This is a genomic window from Stenotrophomonas genospecies 3 (assembly GCF_054473855.1).
Window position 1 is genome coordinate 14,161 of record NZ_JBTMUR010000015.1, and the last position, 18,924, is coordinate 33,084.

Consider the following 18,924-nt stretch of genomic DNA (forward strand, 5'->3'; position numbering starts at 1 on the left):
TCAGGCTCCGGAAGCAGGGGAAGAACCGACCGGCACCCGCCAGCCGTCGGCAGTGCCAGCAGGGGCACCGGGAACGAACACCATCGCCGCACCGTTCATGCAGTAGCGCAGCCCGGTCGGGCGTGGCCCATCGTTGAACACATGGCCGAGATGGCCGCCGCAGCGGCGGCAGTGCACCTCCACCCGCAGCATCCCGAAGGTGACGTCGCGGTCTTCGCCGATGGCGTTGTGCAGCGGTGCCCAGAAGCTGGGCCAGCCGGTGCCGCTCTCGAACTTGGTGGAGGAGGAGAACAGCGGCAGCGCACAGCCGGCGCAGGCAAACGTGCCCTGCCGGTGTTCCTTGTTGAGCGGGCTGCTGTACGGGCGCTCGGTCGCCTGCTGGCGCAGCACTGCGTACTGCGCCGGGGTCAGGCGCTGGCGCCAGTCGGCATCGCTGCGCATGACCTCGAACTGTCGCGACGGGCGCGCTTCAGCGGCGGCCGGGGCGGCACGGCTGCAGGCCCCCAGGCCGAGCAGGCCGGCGGCGGTGGCAACACCGCCCAGGCCCAGCAGATGGCGTCGGGTAAGGGACATGGCGGACTCCGGGAAGGGGCGACGGGGCCATGCTGCGCCCGCCCGGGTCAACGAATCCTCACGCAGGATTCAATTTTTCGTGAGGTATCGGCGGCCATCCCGCGCCACAATGCAGCCAGCCTCCCCACTGGCCCCGAGCTGCCGATGTCCACCAAACGCGTGCTGATCGTTGAAGACGATGCCCACATCGCCGACCTGCTGCGCATGCATCTGGGCGATGAGGGCTACGACGTCGCCCATGCCGCCAGCGGCGATGCCGGCCTGCGCCTGCTCGAGCAGGAAGGGCCATGGGATGCGCTGGTGCTGGACGTGATGCTGCCCGGCGTGGACGGCCTGCAGGTGTGCCAGCGTGCACGCGCGATGGCGCGCTATGTGCCGATCATCATCATCAGTGCGCGTGGCAGCGAAACGCAGCGCATCGTCGGCCTGGAACTGGGTGCGGATGATTACCTGGCCAAGCCCTTCTCGATGCCGGAACTGGTGGCCCGCGTGCGTGCGCTGCTGCGCCGGGCCGAGGCGATGGCGCAGAGCGCGCGCATCGATGCCGGCGCGATCGAGCTGGGTGGTCTGCAGCTGGACCCGGTCGCGCGTACCGCGTCGGTGGATGGCAATGCGCTGGAGCTGACCCCGCGCGAGTTTGACCTGCTGCTGTTCTTCGCCCGTCATCCGGACCAGGTGTTCGCGCGCATGGAACTGCTCAATCAGGTCTGGGGCTACCAGCACGATGGCTACGAGCACACGGTCAACACCCACATCAATCGCCTGCGCAGCAAGATCGAGCCGGATCCGGCCAACCCGCGGCGGCTGCTGACGGTGTGGGGGCGCGGCTACAAGCTGGTCGACCCGGCCGGGGCGGCGGCATGATCAAGCCCAATCTATGGCAGAAGCTGGCGGCGGTGATCGCCGCGCTGATGCTGATGTGCTGCATGGCGCTGCTGGCGCTGCAGATGCGCGCCAATACCCGCCATGAGCAGGAAGTGGTGCAGCGGCTGTCGCTGGGCCTGGCCGAGCACATCGCCCAGCGCAGCGAACTGATGGACACCAGCGGCATGCGCGATGCGGCGGTGCGCGCGCTGTTCGGTCAGTTGATGGCGGTCAATCCCAGCGTCGAGGTCTACCTGCTGGACGACCAGGGCCGCATTCTCGGCCACGACGCGCCCAGCGGCCATCTGGTGCGCAACAAGGTGGACGTGGCACCGCTGCGCCGCCTGCTGTCGGGTGCGCCACTGCCGATCCTCGGCGATGACCCGCGCAGCGCCGATGGCCGCAAGGTGTTCAGTGCTGCACCGTTGATCGTGCAGGGCCGCCAGGCCGGTTATGTGTACGTGGTGCTGGTCGGCGAACACCGGCAGATGCTCGCCGACGACCTGGCGGCGGGCAGCCAGTGGAACACCACGCTGTGGTCGGTGATGCTGGTCGGCAGCCTGGGCCTGCTGGCCGGGCTGGTGGCCTTCTACTGGGTGACGCGCCCGCTGCGGCGGCTGACCCGGCGCATCCAGGCCTTCGACATCGACGCACCCACGCCGTTACCGCCGCCGGAGCCGCTGCGTCCCGGTGAGCGCGACGAGCTGGTGATCCTCGAACACGCACACGCGCAGATGGCGCAGCGGCTCGGCGAGCAGTGGCAGCAGCTGCGCCAGCAGGACCTGCAGCGCCGCGAGCTGGTCGCCAACATCTCGCACGACCTGCGCACGCCGTTGTCGTCGCTGCACGGCTATCTGGAAACGCTGGCGCTGAAGGACGCCACGCTGTCGCCGGACGAGCGCCGCCGCTACCTCGGTATAGCGCTGGCGCAGAGCGCCAAGGTTGGCCGGCTTGCGCGTGCGCTGTTCGAGCTGGCGCGGCTGGAACATGGCGAAGTGCGCCTGGAGTGGGAGGTGTTCGCATTGCCGGAGCTGCTGCAGGACGTGCTGCAGAAATTCGAGCTGGCGGCGCAGGCTCGCAACCAGTACCTGCACGCGGACTTCCCGCCCGGCCTGCCGCTGGTGCGCGCCGATCTGGGCCTGGTCGAGCGGGTGCTGACCAACCTGCTCGACAACGCGCTGCGGCATGCGCCCGAGGGTGGCCAGATCGAGGTGCGCCTGCGCGCGACGCAGGACAGCGTTGAGGTGAGCGTTGCCGACGATGGCCCCGGCGTGGCAGCGGCGCTGCGCGCACAGTTGTTCCAGGCGCCGGCCGCGCTGGGCGCACGGCGTGGCGAGAACGGTGGGCTTGGCCTGCTGATCGTGCAGCGGATCGTGCAGCTGCATGGCCGCCGCATCGAACTACGTGACAGTGAGCGTGGCGCGCTGTTCGTGTTTGCCCTGCCGCGCGCGGAACCGGCGGTCTAGCAGGCCGCCTCGCTCTCCACGGCACCGCCGCTTTCCTGCGGCAGGTGCAGGCGGATGCAGGCACCGCCCAGCTCCGAATCGGTCACTTCAACGTGGCCGCCATGCTTGTCGGCCACCACCTGCACGAGCGCCAGGCCGAGGCCGAAACCGGGGCTGCCCGGGTCCAGCCGCACATAGGGTTGCAGTACCTGGCCGCGCAGTTCGGGCGCGATGCCGGGGCCGTCGTCCTCCACCTGCAGGCACAGCCAGCCATCGTTGACCGTGCTGGCGATGCGGATCTGCCGCCGCGCATAGCGCAGGGCATTGCCGAGCAGGTTGCGCAGCGCCAGTTCCAGCATATGCCGGTTGACATTGACCAGGCCTGCTGGCGACAGCACCTGCTGTACCGGCAGCGGCAGCGGTGCGAACTGGGCCACCACGCCACGGACCAGTGCCGCCAGCTGCAGGCGCTGGCGGGTCAGCTGATGGCAACGACCGAGTGCGGCGTATTCGACGCCGGCATCGGTGAGGTGCTGCAGCCGATCGACATCGGTGCGCAGCCCGCCCAGCGCATCGCGTTGTATCTCGTCCAGCGCGGTGTCCTCCAGGTCGGCCAGGCCGAAGCGCATCCGCGCCAACGGCGTGCGGACTTCGTGCGCCACCGCCTGCGCCAGCACGCGCTGGCTTTCCAGCAGCTGCTGCAGCTGCTCGGCCATGTGGTTGAAGGCATTGGCCAGCGGCCGCACCAGCGCGGTGCCGGCGCGCGGCGCACGCGTGTCCAGCTGACCATCGCGCATCTGCCGGGCGGCCTGGGCCAGCTGCGAGACGTCGCGCCACAGGCGGTAGACCATCACATACATCGGCAGCGCCACGACCACCATCAGGATCAGCAGCAGGATCGCCACGCCTGACACTTCGCTGTCCTGCCAGCCCTCGTCAGGCAGCGCTTCGTCCAACGGCCCGAGCATCACCGCGTAGTCGCTGTCGCCGATCCGCTGCAGGCTGCGCATGTGCTCCAGGTCGATCTGCACCCGGCCGTTGCTGAAGGGGGGGCGCTGGCTGGCCGGCAGCGCCTTCATCGCCTCTGCCAACGGCACCATGCGCAGGGCATAGGCGAAGTCGGCGTCCAGTTCGCGCGCCAGCGTCGGCCACTGCTCGCGCGGGGTTTCGGCGAAGCGGTGCTGCAGCAGGGCATGGGTACCGCGCATCTCGGCCAGCAGTCCGGCTTCGGTGCGGTCTTCCAGCAGCGCATCCCAGGCCCACAGGCCCAGCACGATCAGTAGCAGGTGGGCGACCAGGAAGCCGATGCCGTAGCGCAGGAAGTGGAAGGCGTGGCCGCGCATCGCCGAGGGCGTGCGCTTCATCCCCATGCCGAGCGGCTGAACAGGTAGCCGCGGCCACGTACGGTCTTGATCCGCTCCGGTTGTTCAGGGTTGTCGCCCAGCTTGCGGCGCAGGCGCGAGATGCGTGCATCGATGGAACGGTCCAGGCCGTCGAAGGCGATCCCGCGCAGGCCGCGCAGCAGCGCATCGCGGTCCAGGATCTGGCCGGCATTGCTGGCCAGCAGGAACAGCAGGTCGAACTCGGCAGTGGTGAGCTCCAGCAGCGCGCCCTGCAGGTGCACGTTGCGGGTGGACGGGTCGATGCTCAGCTCGCCGAAGCGGAGGCTGCCGTCGCGTGGTTCGACCCGGCGGTGGCGGCGCAGGTGGGCGCGCAGGCGGGCCAGCAGCACCCGTGGTTCGATCGGTTTGCCGATGTAATCGTCGGCGCCCAGTTCCAGTCCCAGCACCTGGTCGATGTTGTCGGTGCGGGCGGTCAGCACGCAGATGATGCCGTCATAGTGGGGGCGGATCTGCCGACACACTTCGAAACCATCCTGGTCGGGCAGGCCGACATCGAGCAGGACCAGGGCGGGCTTGTCGGCCAGGATCCGGGCCACCGCACGCTCACCGCTGCGCTCGTGGGCCACCTGGTAGCCATGCCGCTGCAGATAGTCGCTGACCATCGTACCCAGGCGGGCATCGTCTTCAACCAGTACGATATCCAGCATTTTCAAGGCCTCCGTGGACGCACACGTACCGCCACGGCACGAGCGCGGCGATGCTATCCCAGCCTTCGGGCCGCCCGGGTCCCGGGGGCGGGCGCCATTCAGCCGGGGTTGCTGGCGCACGGGCCGGGCCTCAGGCCTGGCAACAACTTGGCGTCCAGCATAGCCTGATGCTGTTACAAAACGTTACCTGCGTGATACGCACGGTGACCATCGCTGACAGCAAAGCGACTGACGCAGGGCCGGGGGCGGGCCGAGCATGGAGTCTCCTCCGCTCCGCGTGTCGCTCCCATGTCGCCCGCCGCCGCCTGCCTGCTGAACCCGTCCCGCCGCTGCCGCTGCGGAGGTGCCCGATGAGCGGCGTGGTCGGGGCCTGGTTGCCGCCCGCCGAGGACGAACATCTGCTGCAGCAGCTGGCACCGATGCTGCGCGCCCTGCAGCAGCGTGGCCGGGGCCGCATCGGTTACTGGACCGACGCCGAGGCCGGCCTCGCGCTGGGCCATTGCCGGGCGCCGACCGATACCCCGCTGCAGCCGCTGAGCTCGGACTGCGGCCGTTACGTGTTGTGCCTGGACGGCCGCCTGTACAACCGCGCCGACCTGCAGGCGCAGCTGCGCGAGCTGCCACGCAGCTGCAGTGACGCCCGGCTGCTGCTGCAGGCGATCGTTGAATGGGGCGTAGAGCGGGCGCTGTCGCGCATTGAGGGCGCCTTCGGTTTCAGTGTGTGGGACCGCGAATCGCGTGAGTTGTGGCTGGCGCGTGATCCGGTGGGCGAGCGGCCGCTGTATTACGGCTGGTTCCAGGGCCAGTTCCTGTTCGCCTCGGAAATGAAGGCGCTGCAGGCCTTCGCCGGCTTCGCGCCGAGCATCGACCAGGATGCGCTGAGCCTGCTGCTGCGCCACGACTATGTGCCGGCGCCGCACACCATCTACCGCGGCATCCACAAGCTGGTGGCCGGCGCGGTGCTGCGCGTCGATCTGGATGACCACGCTGCCGGCGGTTCCAGCCAGGCGGCGGAAGGGGGCGCGCGCTACTGGTGCGCACGCGATGCGATGCAGAGTGCGCTGCAGGAACCCCTGCAGCCGGCGCCCAGCCTGGAACAGGCCACCGACCAGCTGGAAGTGGTGTTGCAGAAGGCGATCGCGGCACGCATGCATTCGCCGCTGGCCTGCGGTGCGTTCCTGTCCGGCGGCACCGACTCGTCGCTGGTGACCGCGATGATGCAGGCGCAGTCGACGCTGCCGATCGAGGCCTGGACGGTCGGCTTCGACGATCCCGGCCACGACGAGAGCGATTGGGCCTCGCAGGTCGCGCGGCATCTGGGCGTGCAACACCACCTGCACCGGATGGACGCGCGACAAGGCCTGGATCTGCTGCAGCGGCTGCCGCAGGTCTGGTGCGAACCGTTCGCCGATGCCTCGCAGCTGCCGACCCTGCTGGCCAGTGAACTGCTGGGCGCGCGCAAGCCGGTGGCCCTCACCGGCGACGGTGGCGATGAACTGTTCTTCGGCCACCCCAGCTATGGCCGCGCGCTGCGCAATGCGCGCCTGTGCGGTGGCCTGCCGGACTGGGTGCGTGATCTGGCGCGGCGCAGTGGCAACCGCATGAATGTCGAGCGCGGCCGCCTGGGCGGCTGGCGCGCACTGGTGGCGGAAGTCGCCGCCAACGACGTGGAAGGCCATTACCTGCAGCGCGTGACCCGCTGGCGGCAGCCGGCACAGGTGGTGCTGGGCGCGCGCGAACCAATGACGATCTTCCAGCAGCAGGACACCGCGCTGCCGGCCGAGGCGCGCATCCAGCTGTTGGATTTCCGCATGGATCTGGCCGAGGGCATCCTCGCCAAGGTCGATCGCGCGGGCATGGCGGCGGGCGTGGAGACGCGTGCGCCGCTGCTGGACATGGAGGTGGTGCGCTTGGCCTGGCGCCTGCCGCAGCACCTGAAGTACCACGATGGCGAGCACAAGCGGATTCTGAAGCACCTGCTGGCGCGCTACCTGCCGGAACCGCTGGTGTACCGCCCCAAGCGCGGTTTCGGTCCGCCGATGGCGCGCTGGTTGGCCGGCCCGCTGCGCGATTGGGCGGAGGCGCTGCTGGATCCGCAACTGCTGCGCAACCAGGGGTGTTTCGATGTGGCACGCGTGCGCGGTATCTGGGAGGCGTTCCTGCGTGGCGAGCGCAAGTGGCACACGCACCTGTGGAACGTGCTGATGTTCCAGGCGTGGCACCAGCATTGGCACGGTGGTCGCGGGCGCTGAGCGGTTTCTGCATCGCGTGCGGCGGATTGAATCATCGTGGCGCGGGGCGGATGCCCTTGCGTACGAATGTCCTCCGGCGCCGGCCGTTGGCCGTCACCTCCCCCTTTACTTCGTACGCAAGGGCATCCGCCCCGCGTTCGGAGTTCGTCGGCGCCTCATTGAGACGCTGTCGCGAGCGCTGCGCTCTCCTCACCGCACGCCGAGCCTCGTCGGGGCGGGCAGGGGGCTGGGCAAAGTAAAGGAGGAGGTGCCGGCCAACGGCCGGCGCCGGGGGACATTTGCCCAGGCCCCTGCCCACCCCGGGAAGGCCCTTCAGTTCGCGGCGAATCCGGACGAAGACGCGCTTGTGGCGGTTTGTTCAGCGTGGCGCAGGGCGGAGGCCCTTGCGTACGAATGTCCTCCGGCGCCGGCCGTTGGCCGTCACCTCCCCCTTTACTTCGTACGCAAGGGCCTCCGCCCTGCGTTCGGAGTTTGTCGGCGCCTCATTGAGAGGTTGCCGCGAGCGCTGCGCCTTGCGCACCGCACGCCGAGCCTCGTCGGGGTGGGCAGGGGTCTGGGCAAAGTAAAGGAGGAGGTGACGGCCAACGGCCGGCGCCGGGGGACATTTGCCCAGGCCCCTGCCCGCCCCGGCGGGGCCCCTCAGCTCGCAGAGAGTCCAGACGAGGAAGCGCTTTGGAATCCGAACGCCAGGCAAAAAAAAGACCCGGCAGAGGGAGGGATCTGCCGGGTCCGGATTGCGTGGGGGGAGGGACCCACGCAATGAGCGTTGCGTCGCGTCAGTGGTTGTTCGCGTCCGCCGTTGATTCGTTGTAGCCCTGCACCAGTTCGGACCAGGCCTTGCCGGCCTGCAGGCCGAGCCCGACCACGTCCTGCTGGGCCTGGCCGAGCCGCTGCAGGTTGTCCTGCCACAGCTGGGCGCCCTTGTTGAGCACCCCGGCCGCGTCGTCACTGCGGGCCAGCTCGCCGAGCCAGCCGCCGGTCGCGGTCAGGTTGCGCTCCATCGCCTTCAGCTGCACCCCGAACATGCTTTCCGCGTTCTCCAACGCCAACCGGTTCGCGCGCGTTGCCGCGGCGGCGAGCTGGCGGGTGGCATCACTGAAGCGATCGCTGAAGGCGGTGGCCATGGGGGCATAAGGGAGTGGCTTGATGCAGTGCAGCATACGCCGTTGATGCGGCAATGCAACAAAAATAACAAAGGCGCCCAGGGCGCCTTTGAAACACCTTTCAGATCAATGGGTTGATCAGGCTGTTGGGCCGCGGTAACGGCAACCCGAGGTGCAGGTTTCGTGCACGGTGATCTCGCTCAGCGCCGGCAGGCTCGGCTTGAGCTCGTTCCAGATCCACACCGCCAGGTTCTCGCTGGTCGGGTTCTCCAGGCCGGGGATGTCATTGAGGTAATGATGGTCCAGGCGGTCGTAGATCGGCTGGAAGGCCGCCTTCACGTCGCCGAAATCCATGATCCAGCCGGTCTGCGCACCCGGCTCGCCCTCGACCTTCAGTTCCACCCGGAACGAGTGGCCGTGCAGGCGTGCGCACTTGTGCCCCGGCGGCACGTTGGGGAGGCGGTGCGCCGCCTCGAGCATGAAGACTTTGAAGATTTCCATGACGCGATTGTACGCCGCAGGTGGCCGGCCAGCCTGAGCGGATGTTGGACTTTCGTGAAGCAAGTCTTTCCATCCGGATGAAGAGATGATAGTTTCTCTTATATCCGTATGAAGAGATGTTATTGGCCGGACCCCGGCCAGGCATGGACTACTGCGGAACTTCGTCGCCCTTACCACCTCCCCCACATCGTCATGCCCAAGCACACCCTGCTCGTGGCGGCCCTGGCCGTCGCTCTGGCCGCGCCTTTGTCCGCCGCCGCCGAAACCTCCGCCGACGCCAGTGGCGAAGCCAGCACCCTGGCCGCCGTGCGCGTCACCGGTTCCAACATCAAGCGCACCGATACCGAGGCCTCCAACCCGGTGCAGGTGATCGGCCGCCAGCAGCTGGAACAGACCGGCAAGGCCACCGTGGCCGATGTGCTGCGCTCGATCTCGGCGAACACCGGCAACGCCAGCAACGAAACCACCAACAACGGCTGGGCCTCCGGCTCGGCCGGCATCGGCCTGCGTGGCCTGTCGCAGAAGAACACGCTGGTGCTGCTCAATGGCCGTCGCCTGGCCAACTACGGCTTCCCGGCCGGTGGCCTGTCCGACACCTTTGTCGATCTCAACGCGCTTCCGCTGGTCGCGGTCGAACGCATCGAAGTGCTCAAGGATGGCGCCTCGGCGGTCTACGGCTCCGACGCCGTGGCCGGTGTGGTCAACATCATCACCCGGCAGAACTTCGAAGGCGCCGAGATCGGCGGCAGCTTCGGCGGCGGCGACCAGGGCGGCCTGCACGAGCAGAACCTGAAGTTCGTCGGCGGCCTCGGTGATCTCGATACCGATGGCTACAACATCCTCTTCAGCCTGCAGGGCTACAACCGCGAACGCCTGGATCAGGACGAACGCAACCTGACAAAGAGCGGCATCTACACCGACAAGCCCGGCGGCCGCTGGAACGGCTGGTCGGCCAAGGGCGCGCGCTACCTGGTCAACGGCGTGTCGGTGCCGATGCTCGATGCCAACGGCAACTGCCCGACCGGTACCACCCGTGTTGCCAGCGCGCCGATCGACGGCCTGGCCGGTGATACCTGCGGTTTCAACCAGGCGCCGTTCACCACGCTGATTCCCTCGACCAAGCGCTACCAGGCCTATGCCAACGGCACCTTCCGCCTGAACGACAATGTCGAAGCCTTCGGCGAAGTGCTGTACAGCCAGATCAAGAGCACCGCGTGGTTCGGCAGCAGCCCGTTCTTCACCCTGGAGAGCGGCCGCTTTGCACTGAACGCGGACAGTGGCCTGGCCGAGCCGGTGTCGTCGCTGCTGCCGGCCAACAATCCGTACAACCCGTACGGCCGTGCGATCCCGATCGAATACACCTTCTTCGACCTGGGCGGCACGCTCAAGACCAACCGCTCCACCGCCTACCGCGGCGTATTCGGCCTGCGTGGCACCACCGCGAAGTGGGACTGGGAAGTGGCCGCGTTCGGCGCGCGCAGCAGCGAGCGTGAGAGTGTCTCTGGCGGTTTCGCCAACCGCTGGGCGCTGGCCGATGCGCTGGCAACGGGCAGCTACAACCTGCTGAACCCGGCCGCCACCCCGCAGTCGGTGCGCGACTCGATCAACATCGCCACGCTGCGTCCGGCCGAGTCCAAGCTGCAGGGCATCGATGCGAAGATTTCCGGCAGCCTGGGCCATACCTGGGCCGGCGAGATCGGCTTCGCCGCCGGTGCCGAGTGGCGCCGCGAGAAGCTCGATTCCAACAACCCGTGGCAGATCGACGCAGGCCTGCAGGTGCGCCCGGCCATCGCCGAAGTGCACGGCAAGCGCCAGGTCAGTGCGGCCTACGCCGAAGTGAACGTGCCGCTGGCATCGACGCTGGAGCTGTCCGCTGCCGCGCGCGCCGATCACTACGATGATTTCGGCGATGCGTTCTCGCCGAAGATCGGCCTGCGCTGGCAGCCGCTCGACTTCCTGCTGGTGCGTGCCTCGGCCTCGAAGGGCTTCCGCGCGCCGTCGCTGTCGGAGAACTCCAACAGCACCAGCATCGCCTACGGCAGCGTGGTCGATCCGCGTGACCCGGACGTGCCGGGCTCGCGCCAGAACCCGACCTTCTTCACCGTCGGCAACAACGAACTGAAGCCCGAGCGCACCAAGAGCGTGAACTTCGGCGTGGTGCTGTCGCCGTGGGCCAACACCAACCTGAGCGTGGACTACTACCGCATCCAGCTGGACAACCTGGTCGGTACCAACAACACCCAGACCCTGGTCAACGACAATGTCGCCGGTGCCGTGCAGCGCGATGAGCGTGGCAAGCTGCAGGCGGTCTACAACCGCTACCAGAACCTGAGCGAGTTGAAGACCTCGGGCATCGACGTCGAGCTGCGCCAGCGCATCCCGACCGCTGCGTTCGGTGACTTCACCGTGTCTTCGGCCTATACCCACGTGCGCGATTACCGTCGCCCGACCGTGGTCGGTGGCCCACTGGTGGACTACGCCGGCAGCAACCTGGGCGCAACCCTGCCCAAGGACAAGGCCACCACCGCGCTGGACTGGAAGTACGGCGACTTCAACGCAGCCGTGACCTGGTACTACACCAGCAGCTACCGCCAGGAAGCCAGTACCGCCGCCAAGGCCGTGCAGCAGCGTGTCGGCAGCTACAGCCAGTACGACCTGTACCTGGCCTACACCGGCATCGACAAGCTGACCGTGTACGCCAAGGTGCAGAACCTGGCCGACAAGACGCCGCCGTACGACGCCTCTTTCCCGGGCATCCGCGCGCCGTACGACTTCAGCCAGTACGACCTGCGTGGCCGCTACTTCACGCTAGGCTTCGACTACCGCTTCTGATCCATCTGCGGCGGCCGGTCTCCCCAGGGAGCCGGCCGCGCGACCGCCTGCCGTTGTGTTCCAGGGGAGTCACCGTGTCCTTGCATCGTCGTGCCGTTCTTCCATTGCTGATCGCCGCCGCCACCGCACTGTCCCCATCGCCGCCGGTGCAGGCACAGAGCGCCTACTTCTTTCCGCAGGCGGCCGACGCAGCGGCGTTCGATACCGCCGTGCCCACGCCGGAGCAGTTCCTCGGCTATCCGATCGGCAGCCGTTACACCCGGCACGATCAGCTGGTGGCGTACTTCCAGGAACTGGCCAGACACTCGGACAAGATCAGCGTGCGCGAGATCGGCCGCAGCTATGAAGGCCGTCCGCTGCTGATCGCCACCGTCACTGCCGCACGCAACCACGCGCGGTTGGAGCAGATCCGCCAGCAGCACGCGACCCTGGCCGATCCGGCACAGCCGCGCAGCGCGGCGGGCGACAGCCCGGTTGTGGTGTGGCTGGGCTACAGCGTGCATGGCAACGAGACATCCAGTGCCGAAGCGGCGATGCTGACGGCGTACTACCTGGTGGCCAACCGCAGTGCCGAAACCCAGCAGTGGCTGCAGCAGGCGGTGGTGCTGTTCGACCCGGCGCAGAACCCGGACGGCCGTGATCGTGCCGCCAACTGGCACAACGCGTGGGCCTCCGATCCGGCTTCGGCCGACCCGGCCGACAAGGAACACGTCGAGCCGTTCCCGCAGGGCCGCACCAACCACTACTTCACCGATCTCAACCGCGACTGGCTGGCCCTGACCCAGCAGGACTCGCGGCCGAAGGTGGAGGTGTTCCACCAGTGGTACCCGAACGTGCAGATCGATTTCCACGAGATGGGCAAGGACAGCACCTACTACTTCGAACCGTCGCCGAAGAGCATGCACAGCCCGCTGATCCCAGCGGCGTCGTATGAATTCAACAAGACCCTGGCCAAGTACCACGCGCAGGCGTTGGATGCGCTGGGCTCGCTGTACTACACCGGCGAGAACTTCGACAACTTCTCGCCGGTGTACGGCTCGACCTATCCTGATTTCCACGGTGCCGTCGGCGTTACCGTCGAGCAGGCCAGCTCGCGGGGCCGCGTGCAGGAGTCGGTGAATGGTCTGCTGACGTTCCCGTTCACCATCCGCAACCAGGTGGCTACCGGGCTGGGCACGGTGCGCGGCGCGGTAGCCGAGCGCAGCGGCCTGTTCGACCTGCAGAAGCAGTTCTTCCAGAGCGCGTTGAAGCAGGCCGCACAGCAGCCGGTGAAGAGCTTCGTATTCGGCGATGCGCATGACCCCGCATTGACCCGTCGTTTGCTGGAACTGTTGCTGCTGCATCGCATCGAGGTGCGCGCGCTGGAACGTGACGTCAGTGTCGATGGCCAGCGCTTCGATGCCGGCAGCGCCTACGTGGTGCCGGTGCAGCAGGCGCAGTTCCGCCTGGTGCATTCGATCTTTGCCGAGACGCCGCCGATCAAGGGCGATGTGTTCTATGGCAGCACCAGCTACGCGATTGCACCGGCCTACGGCGTGGCCTTCGCCGGTAGCCGCAGCCGCATCGACGGCGGCGCACGCGTGGCGGCGCTGCCGGCGGAGCAGGGCACCGTGCTGGGCGGCCAGGCAGGATTCGCCTACGCGATCGACTGGCGCGACTACAATGCCGGGCGCACGCTGGCCGCGCTGCAGGGCAAGGGCGTGAATGCACGCGCGGCATTCCAGCCGTTCACCACCGCGACCGCGCAGGGCGAGGTCAGCTTCGCCGCCGGCAGCCTGGTCATTCCGGTCACTGGGCAGTCGCTGCAGGGTGCGGCGCTGCTTGAGGCAGTGACATCCGCCGCACGCGAGGCAGGTGTGCAGGTGCACGCGCTGTCCAGTGGCCGCAGCCGCGAAGGCATCGACCTCGGCAGTGACGGCGTCAAGGCGCTGCGCAAGCCTGCGGTGGCACTCGTGATGGGCGAGGGCGTGGCCGCCACCGAAATCGGATCGGCGTGGTTCCTGTTGGACCAGCAGCTGCGGTTGCCGGCCAGCAAGCTGGATCCGCAGCAGCTGGGCAAAGTGCCGTTGGACCGCTACACCACCATCGTGTTGTCCGGTGGTACCTACACCGGCGTCGATGCAACGGCAGTGGCCGCGCTGAAGCGCTGGGTGCAGGCCGGTGGTTCGCTGGTGACCTACGGCAGTGCCTCGAAGTGGGCAATCGAACAGAAGCTGGCCGACGGCGAGAAGCTTGGCAAGGAAGAAGAAACCGCTGACGAGAGCCGCCGTGCATTCGGCGATCAGCGCGACATCGCAGCGATCGAGCGCGTCAGCGGCAACATCCTCAGCGCTGATGTGGATACCAGCCATCCGCTGGCATTCGGTGTGCCGCGCCGGCAGCTGGCGATCAACAAGGAGAACACGGTAACGCTGCAGCCGAGCACGAACCCGTTCTCGACGGTGGTGCGCATCGACACGCCGCCGCGGGTGAATGGCTATCTGTCCGAGCGCAATCGCACGCGGGTGGCGGGTAGTGCGTGGCTGCTGGTGTCGGCGCAGGGGCAGGGCAACGTGGTGTTGTTTGCCGATGATCCGGCGCATCGCAAGTACTGGCACGGGACGGATCGACTGCTGATCAACGCGATCTTCTTCGGGAATCTGGTGAATCCGAGTAAAGCGCGGGGTTGAGGCGTTTGGCGCCGAGTTGTTGCTGAGTTTGGGAGGCAGGGGGCCTCAGCCAGGACACGCTGTAAATACGTCCGTGTAAGCTCGATCGGCGCATCCATGCGCCTCACGGTCCTGCGCAGCCCGCCCGGCCTCCCCTCGACAGTTTCCTGCGGGCGCGGACGCATCGAACCCCAAGGCGGGAGCAAGGGCAAAAGCAAAAGCAAAGCCAGGAATTGCGACTTCGGCTTTTGCCTTTGAATTTGAATTTGAATTTGAATTTGAATTTGAATTTGATCTTTCTTCTCCCGGCTACCCGGCGGGAGAAGAAGGCGCAGGCAATGCTTGAAGCGGATGGGCATGGGGGCAGCGCAGAACCGTTGGCGCCATGGATGGCGCCATCGAGCTTACATGGACGTATTTACAGCGTGCTCTGCGCTGCCCCCGTGCCCATCCGCCCTCGGTACTGCCACCGCGTGCTTCATCACCCGGTAGCCAGCAACAAAAAAGGACGGCGCGTCAGCGCCGTCCCTCGATAGCCTTCCCGCGCAGCGGGAAGCACAACAGCTGTCAGCTGGGATCAGCCGGCGCGACCGCCGCCGTTGCCACCCTGGCCACGGCCACGGCCGCCACCATTGCCGCCACCGCCACGACGCTGGCCCTGACCGGCGCCTGCGCCTGCACGCTGCTGGCCATTGCCACCGCCCTCACGACGGCCACCACCGGCCTTCTTCGGGCCGGCATGCGCGTGGCGCGGTGCATCACCGTGCGGACGGCGCGCGTGGCTCTTGCGCGGTGCGCGCTCGCCGGTATCGTGCTCGGCCTTGCCCGGCGCACTGTTGCCCCAGCGGATCGGCGTCTGCAGCTCGAAGCCCGGCACATCGCGGATGTCCATGTCGCGGCCCAGCAGGCGCACGATCGCGCGCAGCAGCTTCACTTCATCCTGCGCCACCAGCGAGATCGCCTGGCCGGTTGCGCCGTTGCGGCCGGTGCGGCCGATGCGGTGCACATAATCTTCGGCCACCATCGGCAGGTCGAAGTTGATCACCTTCGGCAGCTCGTTGATGTCGATGCCGCGCGCGGCGATATCGGTGGCCACCAGCACGGTCACGCGGCCGGCCTTGAAGTCGCCCAGTGCACGCAGGCGCTGGCCCTGGCTCTTGTTGCCGTGGATCGCCGCGGTCTTGATGCCCGACTTTTCCAGGAACGTGGCCAGCTTGTCGCTGCCGTGCTTGGTGCGGGCGAACACCAGGGTCTGCTCGCGGCTGTCCTGCGCCAGCAGGTGCAGCAGCAGGTCGCGCTTGCGGCCGGCATCGACCGGGTGCACGCGATGGGTGATGGTTTCGGCGACGGTGTTCTTCGGCGTGACCTGGATCTGCTCCGGGTTGCGCATGAATTCCAGCGCCAGCTGGCGGATGTTGTCCTCGAAGGTGGCCGAGAACAGCAGGGTCTGGCGGTTCTGCTTGGGCAGCTTGGCCAGGATGCGCTTGATCGACGGCAGGAAGCCCATGTCGAGCATGCGGTCGGCTTCGTCCAGCACCAGCAGTTCAATGCCGGACAGGTCGATGCTGCGACGCTCGAGGTGGTCGATCAGGCGGCCCGGGCAGGCCACCAGCAGGTCCACGCCACGGCGCAGGATGTCCAGCTGGTTGCCCATGCCGACGCCGCCGTAGATGCAGGCGCTGGGGATGCGCAGGTACTTGCTGTAGCCGCGCAGGCTGTCATGCACCTGGGTGGCCAGTTCGCGGGTCGGGGCCAGGATCAGCGCGCGCGGCTTGCGCGGGCCGCTGCGCACTTCCTGCGAGGCGGTGCCCAGGTGCTGCAGCAGCGGCAGGCCGAAGGCGGCGGTCTTGCCGGTGCCGGTCTGAGCGCCGGCCAGCAGGTCGCGACCGGCCAGCGCGAGCGGGATCGCTTGCTGCTGGATCGGGGTCGGGTTTTCGTAGCCTTGCTCGGCAAGCGCACGCAGCAGGAAGGGCGCCAGGCCCAGCGATTCAAAAGACATTGAGATTGCTCCAAGTACAAGAAACGCCTGTCCGAACGGACAGACGGGGGCAGATCAAACTGATCGGCTGACTCGGAGCGTTCCCGTGAACCGCGCTGCGAGAATTGGGTGCAGCCGGCACGAAGCGCAGGCTGGAATGCGTGACGAACGGCGTCGGAGTGGGGGCGGGCGAAGAGGGCGGACCCTGGTCGCCGGCGGTCCCGGAGGGAAACGGACGGCCGCTGCAGACCCTGCAAGTCTAAACGATGTTTGAGACTTCACGCAAAAAGGCCTGTTCAGGTAGGGGGCTCTCTGCAGGGCTGCGCCCTGCACCCGCAGAGGCCGAAGCAACGTCAACGTCAACGTCAAAAGCCGGTTTCCTGAGGGATGCGGGGTGGGTCCGGTTGCGGGGGGCGCTGCAAGTACCCCTCCGAGGCCCGGCCCAGCCGCTGGCGGCTGTGCGTTCGGGTGCTTGCGAAGCGGTGCTTCGCAAGCAAAGCGCCCTCACCCATGTAAGCTCGGTCGCCGCATCCATGCGGCTCACGCCCCCGCAACCGGACCCACCCCGCCTTCGAGAGTTTTCCGCGATCTGTCGAATCTCATTCGATCAATTTCGATATCTGACGGATTTCGACGATGAATGATGTGGATGTTCGATCCGTCATCGGGAAATTGTCAGGGGTGGGACGGTGTGGGTGGGCAGGACCGTTGGCGCCATGGATGGCGCCATCGAGCCCCCAGGGACGGGTTTACGGCGTGTCCTGCCCACCCACACCGTCCCGCCCAGCTCACAGACAACCCAGAGCCGGCTGTTGCTGTTGACGTTGCCCTGGCTTGAAGCAGGTGCAGGGCTGCAAGCCCTGCCGAACCCCCCACTACGGTAGGGTGGGCCGATGCCGCGCTGCAGCTTGGCGTCGACGCAGATTTGATTACACTTGAAACTTGTTTGCCCACGACTCCGGACACCCACCCATGAAGCTTGGTTCTTTGAAGGAAGGCGGCCGCGACGGCACCCTGATCGTCGTCTCGCGTGACCTGCGCCACGGCGTGCGCGCCACCGGCATTGCCGCCACCCTGCAGCAGGCCCTGGAGGACTGGAGCCACATCGCGCCGCGCCTGAACGCCCTGTACGAATCGCTCAACGCGGGCGACGCCGATGGCGTGTTCGACCTGGACCCGCAGGCGCTGGCCGCGCCGATGCCGCGTGCCTATGAGTTCGTCGATGGCAGCGCCTACCTGCCGCATGTCGAGCGCGTGCGCCGCGCCCGTGGCGCCGAGGTGCCGGAGAGCTTCTACACCGACCCGCTGATGTACCAGGCGACCAGCGCCGGTTTCTACGGTCCGCGCGACGCGGTCAAGGTGGTCAGCGAGGACTATGGCATCGACCTGGAAGCAGAGATCGTGGTGATCACCGACGACGTGCCGATGGCCGCCACCCCGGAACAGGCCGCAGGCCATATCCAGCTGGTCGGCCTGGTCAACGATGTCTCGCTGCGCAACCTGATTCCGGGCGAGCTGGCCAAGGGCTTCGGCTTCCTGCAGTCCAAGCCGCGCTCGGCGCTGTCGCCGGTGTTCGTCACCCCCGACGAGCTGGGCGCCGCGTGGCAGGACAGCAAGGTGCACCTGCCGCTGCTGACCCACATCAACGGCCAGTGGTTCGGCGCGCCGGAAGCCGGCGTGGACATGCAGTTCAACTTCGCCCAGCTGGTCGCGCATGCGGCCAAGACCCGTCCGCTCAGCGCCGGCACCATTGTTGGCTCGGGCACCATCGCCAACGAAGACACCAGCAAGGGTGCCTCGTGCTTCGCCGAGCAGCGCGTGGTGGAGACCCTGCGCGACGGCAAGCCGAGCACGCCGTTCATGTCCTTCGGCGACGTGGTCCGCATCGAGATGCTCGATGCCGCCGGCAACAGCATCTTCGGTGCGATCGAGCAGCGCATCGAACAGGCGACCAGGCCCTGAGCAGAGAGGCGGCGATGGAGATCCCGGTCGACGACGGCATCGTGCTGTACACCTACTGGCGATCCAGCGCCGCCTACCGCGTGCGCATCGGCCTGGAGCTGAAGGGCCTGGCCTGGGAAGCCCGGCCGGTGCACCTGGTGCGCGAAGGTGGCGAGCAGCACCTTGACGCCTATCGCGCGCTCAATCCGCAGCAGCTGGTGCCAACCCTGTTGCATGAAGGGCATGCGCTGACCCAGTCGCTGGCGATCCTGGAGTATCTGGATGAGCGCTTCCCGCAGGTGCCGCTGCTGCCAGCCGATGCTGCCGGCCGTGCGCGGGTGCGTGCGCTGGCCCAGCTGGTGGCCTGCGACATCCACCCGATCAACAACCTGCGGGTGATGCAGTACCTGGAGCGCACCCTGCAGGTGCCGGCCGACGCCCGCACGCAGTGGACCCTGCACTGGATCGCCGAGGGTTTCGCTGCCATGGAGGCAATGTTGGCCAACAGCAGCGCGACGGGCACCTTCTGCCACGGTGACCGTCCCGGCCTGGCCGATATCTGTCTGCTGCCGCAGCTGTACAACGCGCATCGCTTCGGTCTGGACCTGGCGCTGTACCCGACCCTGCGCCGTATCGAAGCTGCCTGCCAGGCACTGGACGCCTTCGACCGCGCACGCCCGGAAAACCAGCCCGACGCCGCCTGAAAGTAGAGGGGACGGAGGGGATTAAGTCGTAAG

13 protein-coding genes are annotated in these 18,924 nt (G+C 67.5%); 7 read left to right on the forward strand and 6 right to left on the reverse strand.

Annotated elements, in window-relative coordinates; all coding sequences use genetic code 11:
• On the reverse strand, positions 1 to 573 hold the full coding sequence (gene msrB, locus ACX9OT_RS18250; protein WP_459003086.1) for a peptide-methionine (R)-S-oxide reductase MsrB: 573 nt from the start codon (positions 571 to 573) through the stop codon (positions 1 to 3).
• A 144-nt stretch (positions 574 to 717) separates the two neighbouring features.
• Here msrB and ACX9OT_RS18255 point away from each other — a divergent pair, with 144 nt between their 5' ends.
• Both ACX9OT_RS18255 and ACX9OT_RS18260 read left to right on the forward strand, forming a co-directional pair.
• Positions 718 to 1,437 (forward strand): response regulator transcription factor, encoded by a 720-nt coding sequence (locus tag ACX9OT_RS18255; protein WP_005407947.1) that lies wholly within the window; start codon positions 718 to 720, stop codon positions 1,435 to 1,437.
• A complete protein-coding gene (locus ACX9OT_RS18260; RefSeq protein ID WP_459003088.1) occupies positions 1,434 to 2,903 on the forward strand; it encodes a sensor histidine kinase in 1,470 nt (489 codons plus the stop codon). The genes ACX9OT_RS18255 and ACX9OT_RS18260 overlap by 4 nt, the downstream gene beginning before the upstream one ends.
• On the opposite strand, the gene ACX9OT_RS18265 is transcribed toward ACX9OT_RS18260, so the two are convergent.
• Entirely contained in the window at positions 2,900 to 4,246 is a 1,347-nt protein-coding gene (locus tag ACX9OT_RS18265) for an ATP-binding protein (protein WP_459003090.1), read from the reverse strand. The two genes, ACX9OT_RS18260 and ACX9OT_RS18265, sit on opposite strands and share 4 nt — an antisense overlap.
• Positions 4,243 to 4,932, reverse strand: a complete 690-nt coding sequence (locus ACX9OT_RS18270; RefSeq protein WP_005407950.1) for a winged helix-turn-helix domain-containing protein — start codon at positions 4,930 to 4,932, stop codon at positions 4,243 to 4,245. Before ACX9OT_RS18270 ends, ACX9OT_RS18265 begins: the two co-directional genes overlap by 4 nt.
• Positions 4,933 to 5,282: 350 nt before the next feature.
• Between ACX9OT_RS18270 and asnB the strand changes: the two genes are divergently transcribed.
• Positions 5,283 to 7,184, forward strand: coding sequence for an asparagine synthase (glutamine-hydrolyzing) (asnB, locus tag ACX9OT_RS18275; protein WP_423163258.1), 1,902 nt, complete (start codon positions 5,283 to 5,285; stop codon positions 7,182 to 7,184).
• 776 nt (positions 7,185 to 7,960) lie between these two features.
• On the opposite strand, the gene ACX9OT_RS18280 is transcribed toward asnB, so the two are convergent.
• Positions 7,961 to 8,308 carry a phasin family protein gene (locus ACX9OT_RS18280; protein WP_100437947.1) on the reverse strand — a complete coding sequence of 116 codons (348 nt, stop codon included), beginning with the start codon at positions 8,306 to 8,308 and terminating at the stop codon, positions 7,961 to 7,963.
• 117 nt (positions 8,309 to 8,425) lie between these two features.
• Positions 8,426 to 8,788, reverse strand: coding sequence for a 6-carboxytetrahydropterin synthase QueD (queD, locus tag ACX9OT_RS18285; protein ID WP_005407953.1), 363 nt, complete (start codon positions 8,786 to 8,788; stop codon positions 8,426 to 8,428).
• A 192-nt stretch (positions 8,789 to 8,980) separates the two neighbouring features.
• On the opposite strand from queD, the gene ACX9OT_RS18290 reads away from it, so the two are divergent.
• Complete coding sequence (locus ACX9OT_RS18290; RefSeq protein WP_459003093.1) at positions 8,981 to 11,620, forward strand: TonB-dependent receptor plug domain-containing protein; 2,640 nt, start codon at positions 8,981 to 8,983, stop codon at positions 11,618 to 11,620.
• 74 nt (positions 11,621 to 11,694) lie between these two features.
• Positions 11,695 to 14,289 carry a M14 family zinc carboxypeptidase gene (locus ACX9OT_RS18295; RefSeq protein WP_459003095.1) on the forward strand — a complete coding sequence of 865 codons (2,595 nt, stop codon included), beginning with the start codon at positions 11,695 to 11,697 and terminating at the stop codon, positions 14,287 to 14,289.
• A 556-nt stretch (positions 14,290 to 14,845) separates the two neighbouring features.
• Here the strand turns inward: ACX9OT_RS18295 and ACX9OT_RS18300 are convergent.
• Complete coding sequence (locus ACX9OT_RS18300; RefSeq protein WP_100437810.1) at positions 14,846 to 16,267, reverse strand: DEAD/DEAH box helicase; 1,422 nt, start codon at positions 16,265 to 16,267, stop codon at positions 14,846 to 14,848.
• 951 nt (positions 16,268 to 17,218) lie between these two features.
• Between ACX9OT_RS18300 and ACX9OT_RS18305 the strand changes: the two genes are divergently transcribed.
• Complete coding sequence (locus tag ACX9OT_RS18305) at positions 17,219 to 18,208, forward strand: fumarylacetoacetate hydrolase family protein (protein WP_032127967.1); 990 nt, start codon at positions 17,219 to 17,221, stop codon at positions 18,206 to 18,208.
• Positions 18,209 to 18,222: 14 nt separating this feature from the next.
• Positions 18,223 to 18,891 carry a maleylacetoacetate isomerase gene (gene maiA / locus ACX9OT_RS18310; RefSeq protein ID WP_100437811.1) on the forward strand — a complete coding sequence of 223 codons (669 nt, stop codon included), beginning with the start codon at positions 18,223 to 18,225 and terminating at the stop codon, positions 18,889 to 18,891.
• Positions 18,892 to 18,924 lie beyond the last annotated feature (33 nt).

What these genes read in the sequence shown, in the direction of transcription:
- msrB (WP_459003086.1), bottom strand. Translation starts at nt 573, where the DNA reads ATGTCCCTTACCCGACGCCATCTGCTGGGCCTGGGCGGTGTTGCCACC.
- ACX9OT_RS18255 (WP_005407947.1), top strand. Translation starts at nt 718, where the DNA reads ATGTCCACCAAACGCGTGCTGATCGTTGAAGACGATGCCCACATCGCC.
- ACX9OT_RS18260 (WP_459003088.1), top strand. Translation starts at nt 1,434, where the DNA reads ATGATCAAGCCCAATCTATGGCAGAAGCTGGCGGCGGTGATCGCCGCG.
- ACX9OT_RS18265 (WP_459003090.1), bottom strand. Translation starts at nt 4,246, where the DNA reads ATGAAGCGCACGCCCTCGGCGATGCGCGGCCACGCCTTCCACTTCCTG.
- ACX9OT_RS18270 (WP_005407950.1), bottom strand. Translation starts at nt 4,932, where the DNA reads ATGCTGGATATCGTACTGGTTGAAGACGATGCCCGCCTGGGTACGATG.
- asnB (WP_423163258.1), top strand. Translation starts at nt 5,283, where the DNA reads ATGAGCGGCGTGGTCGGGGCCTGGTTGCCGCCCGCCGAGGACGAACAT.
- ACX9OT_RS18280 (WP_100437947.1), bottom strand. Translation starts at nt 8,308, where the DNA reads ATGGCCACCGCCTTCAGCGATCGCTTCAGTGATGCCACCCGCCAGCTC.
- queD (WP_005407953.1), bottom strand. Translation starts at nt 8,788, where the DNA reads ATGGAAATCTTCAAAGTCTTCATGCTCGAGGCGGCGCACCGCCTCCCC.
- ACX9OT_RS18290 (WP_459003093.1), top strand. Translation starts at nt 8,981, where the DNA reads ATGCCCAAGCACACCCTGCTCGTGGCGGCCCTGGCCGTCGCTCTGGCC.
- ACX9OT_RS18300 (WP_100437810.1), bottom strand. Translation starts at nt 16,267, where the DNA reads ATGTCTTTTGAATCGCTGGGCCTGGCGCCCTTCCTGCTGCGTGCGCTT.
- ACX9OT_RS18305 (WP_032127967.1), top strand. Translation starts at nt 17,219, where the DNA reads ATGAAGCTTGGTTCTTTGAAGGAAGGCGGCCGCGACGGCACCCTGATC.
- maiA (WP_100437811.1), top strand. Translation starts at nt 18,223, where the DNA reads ATGGAGATCCCGGTCGACGACGGCATCGTGCTGTACACCTACTGGCGA.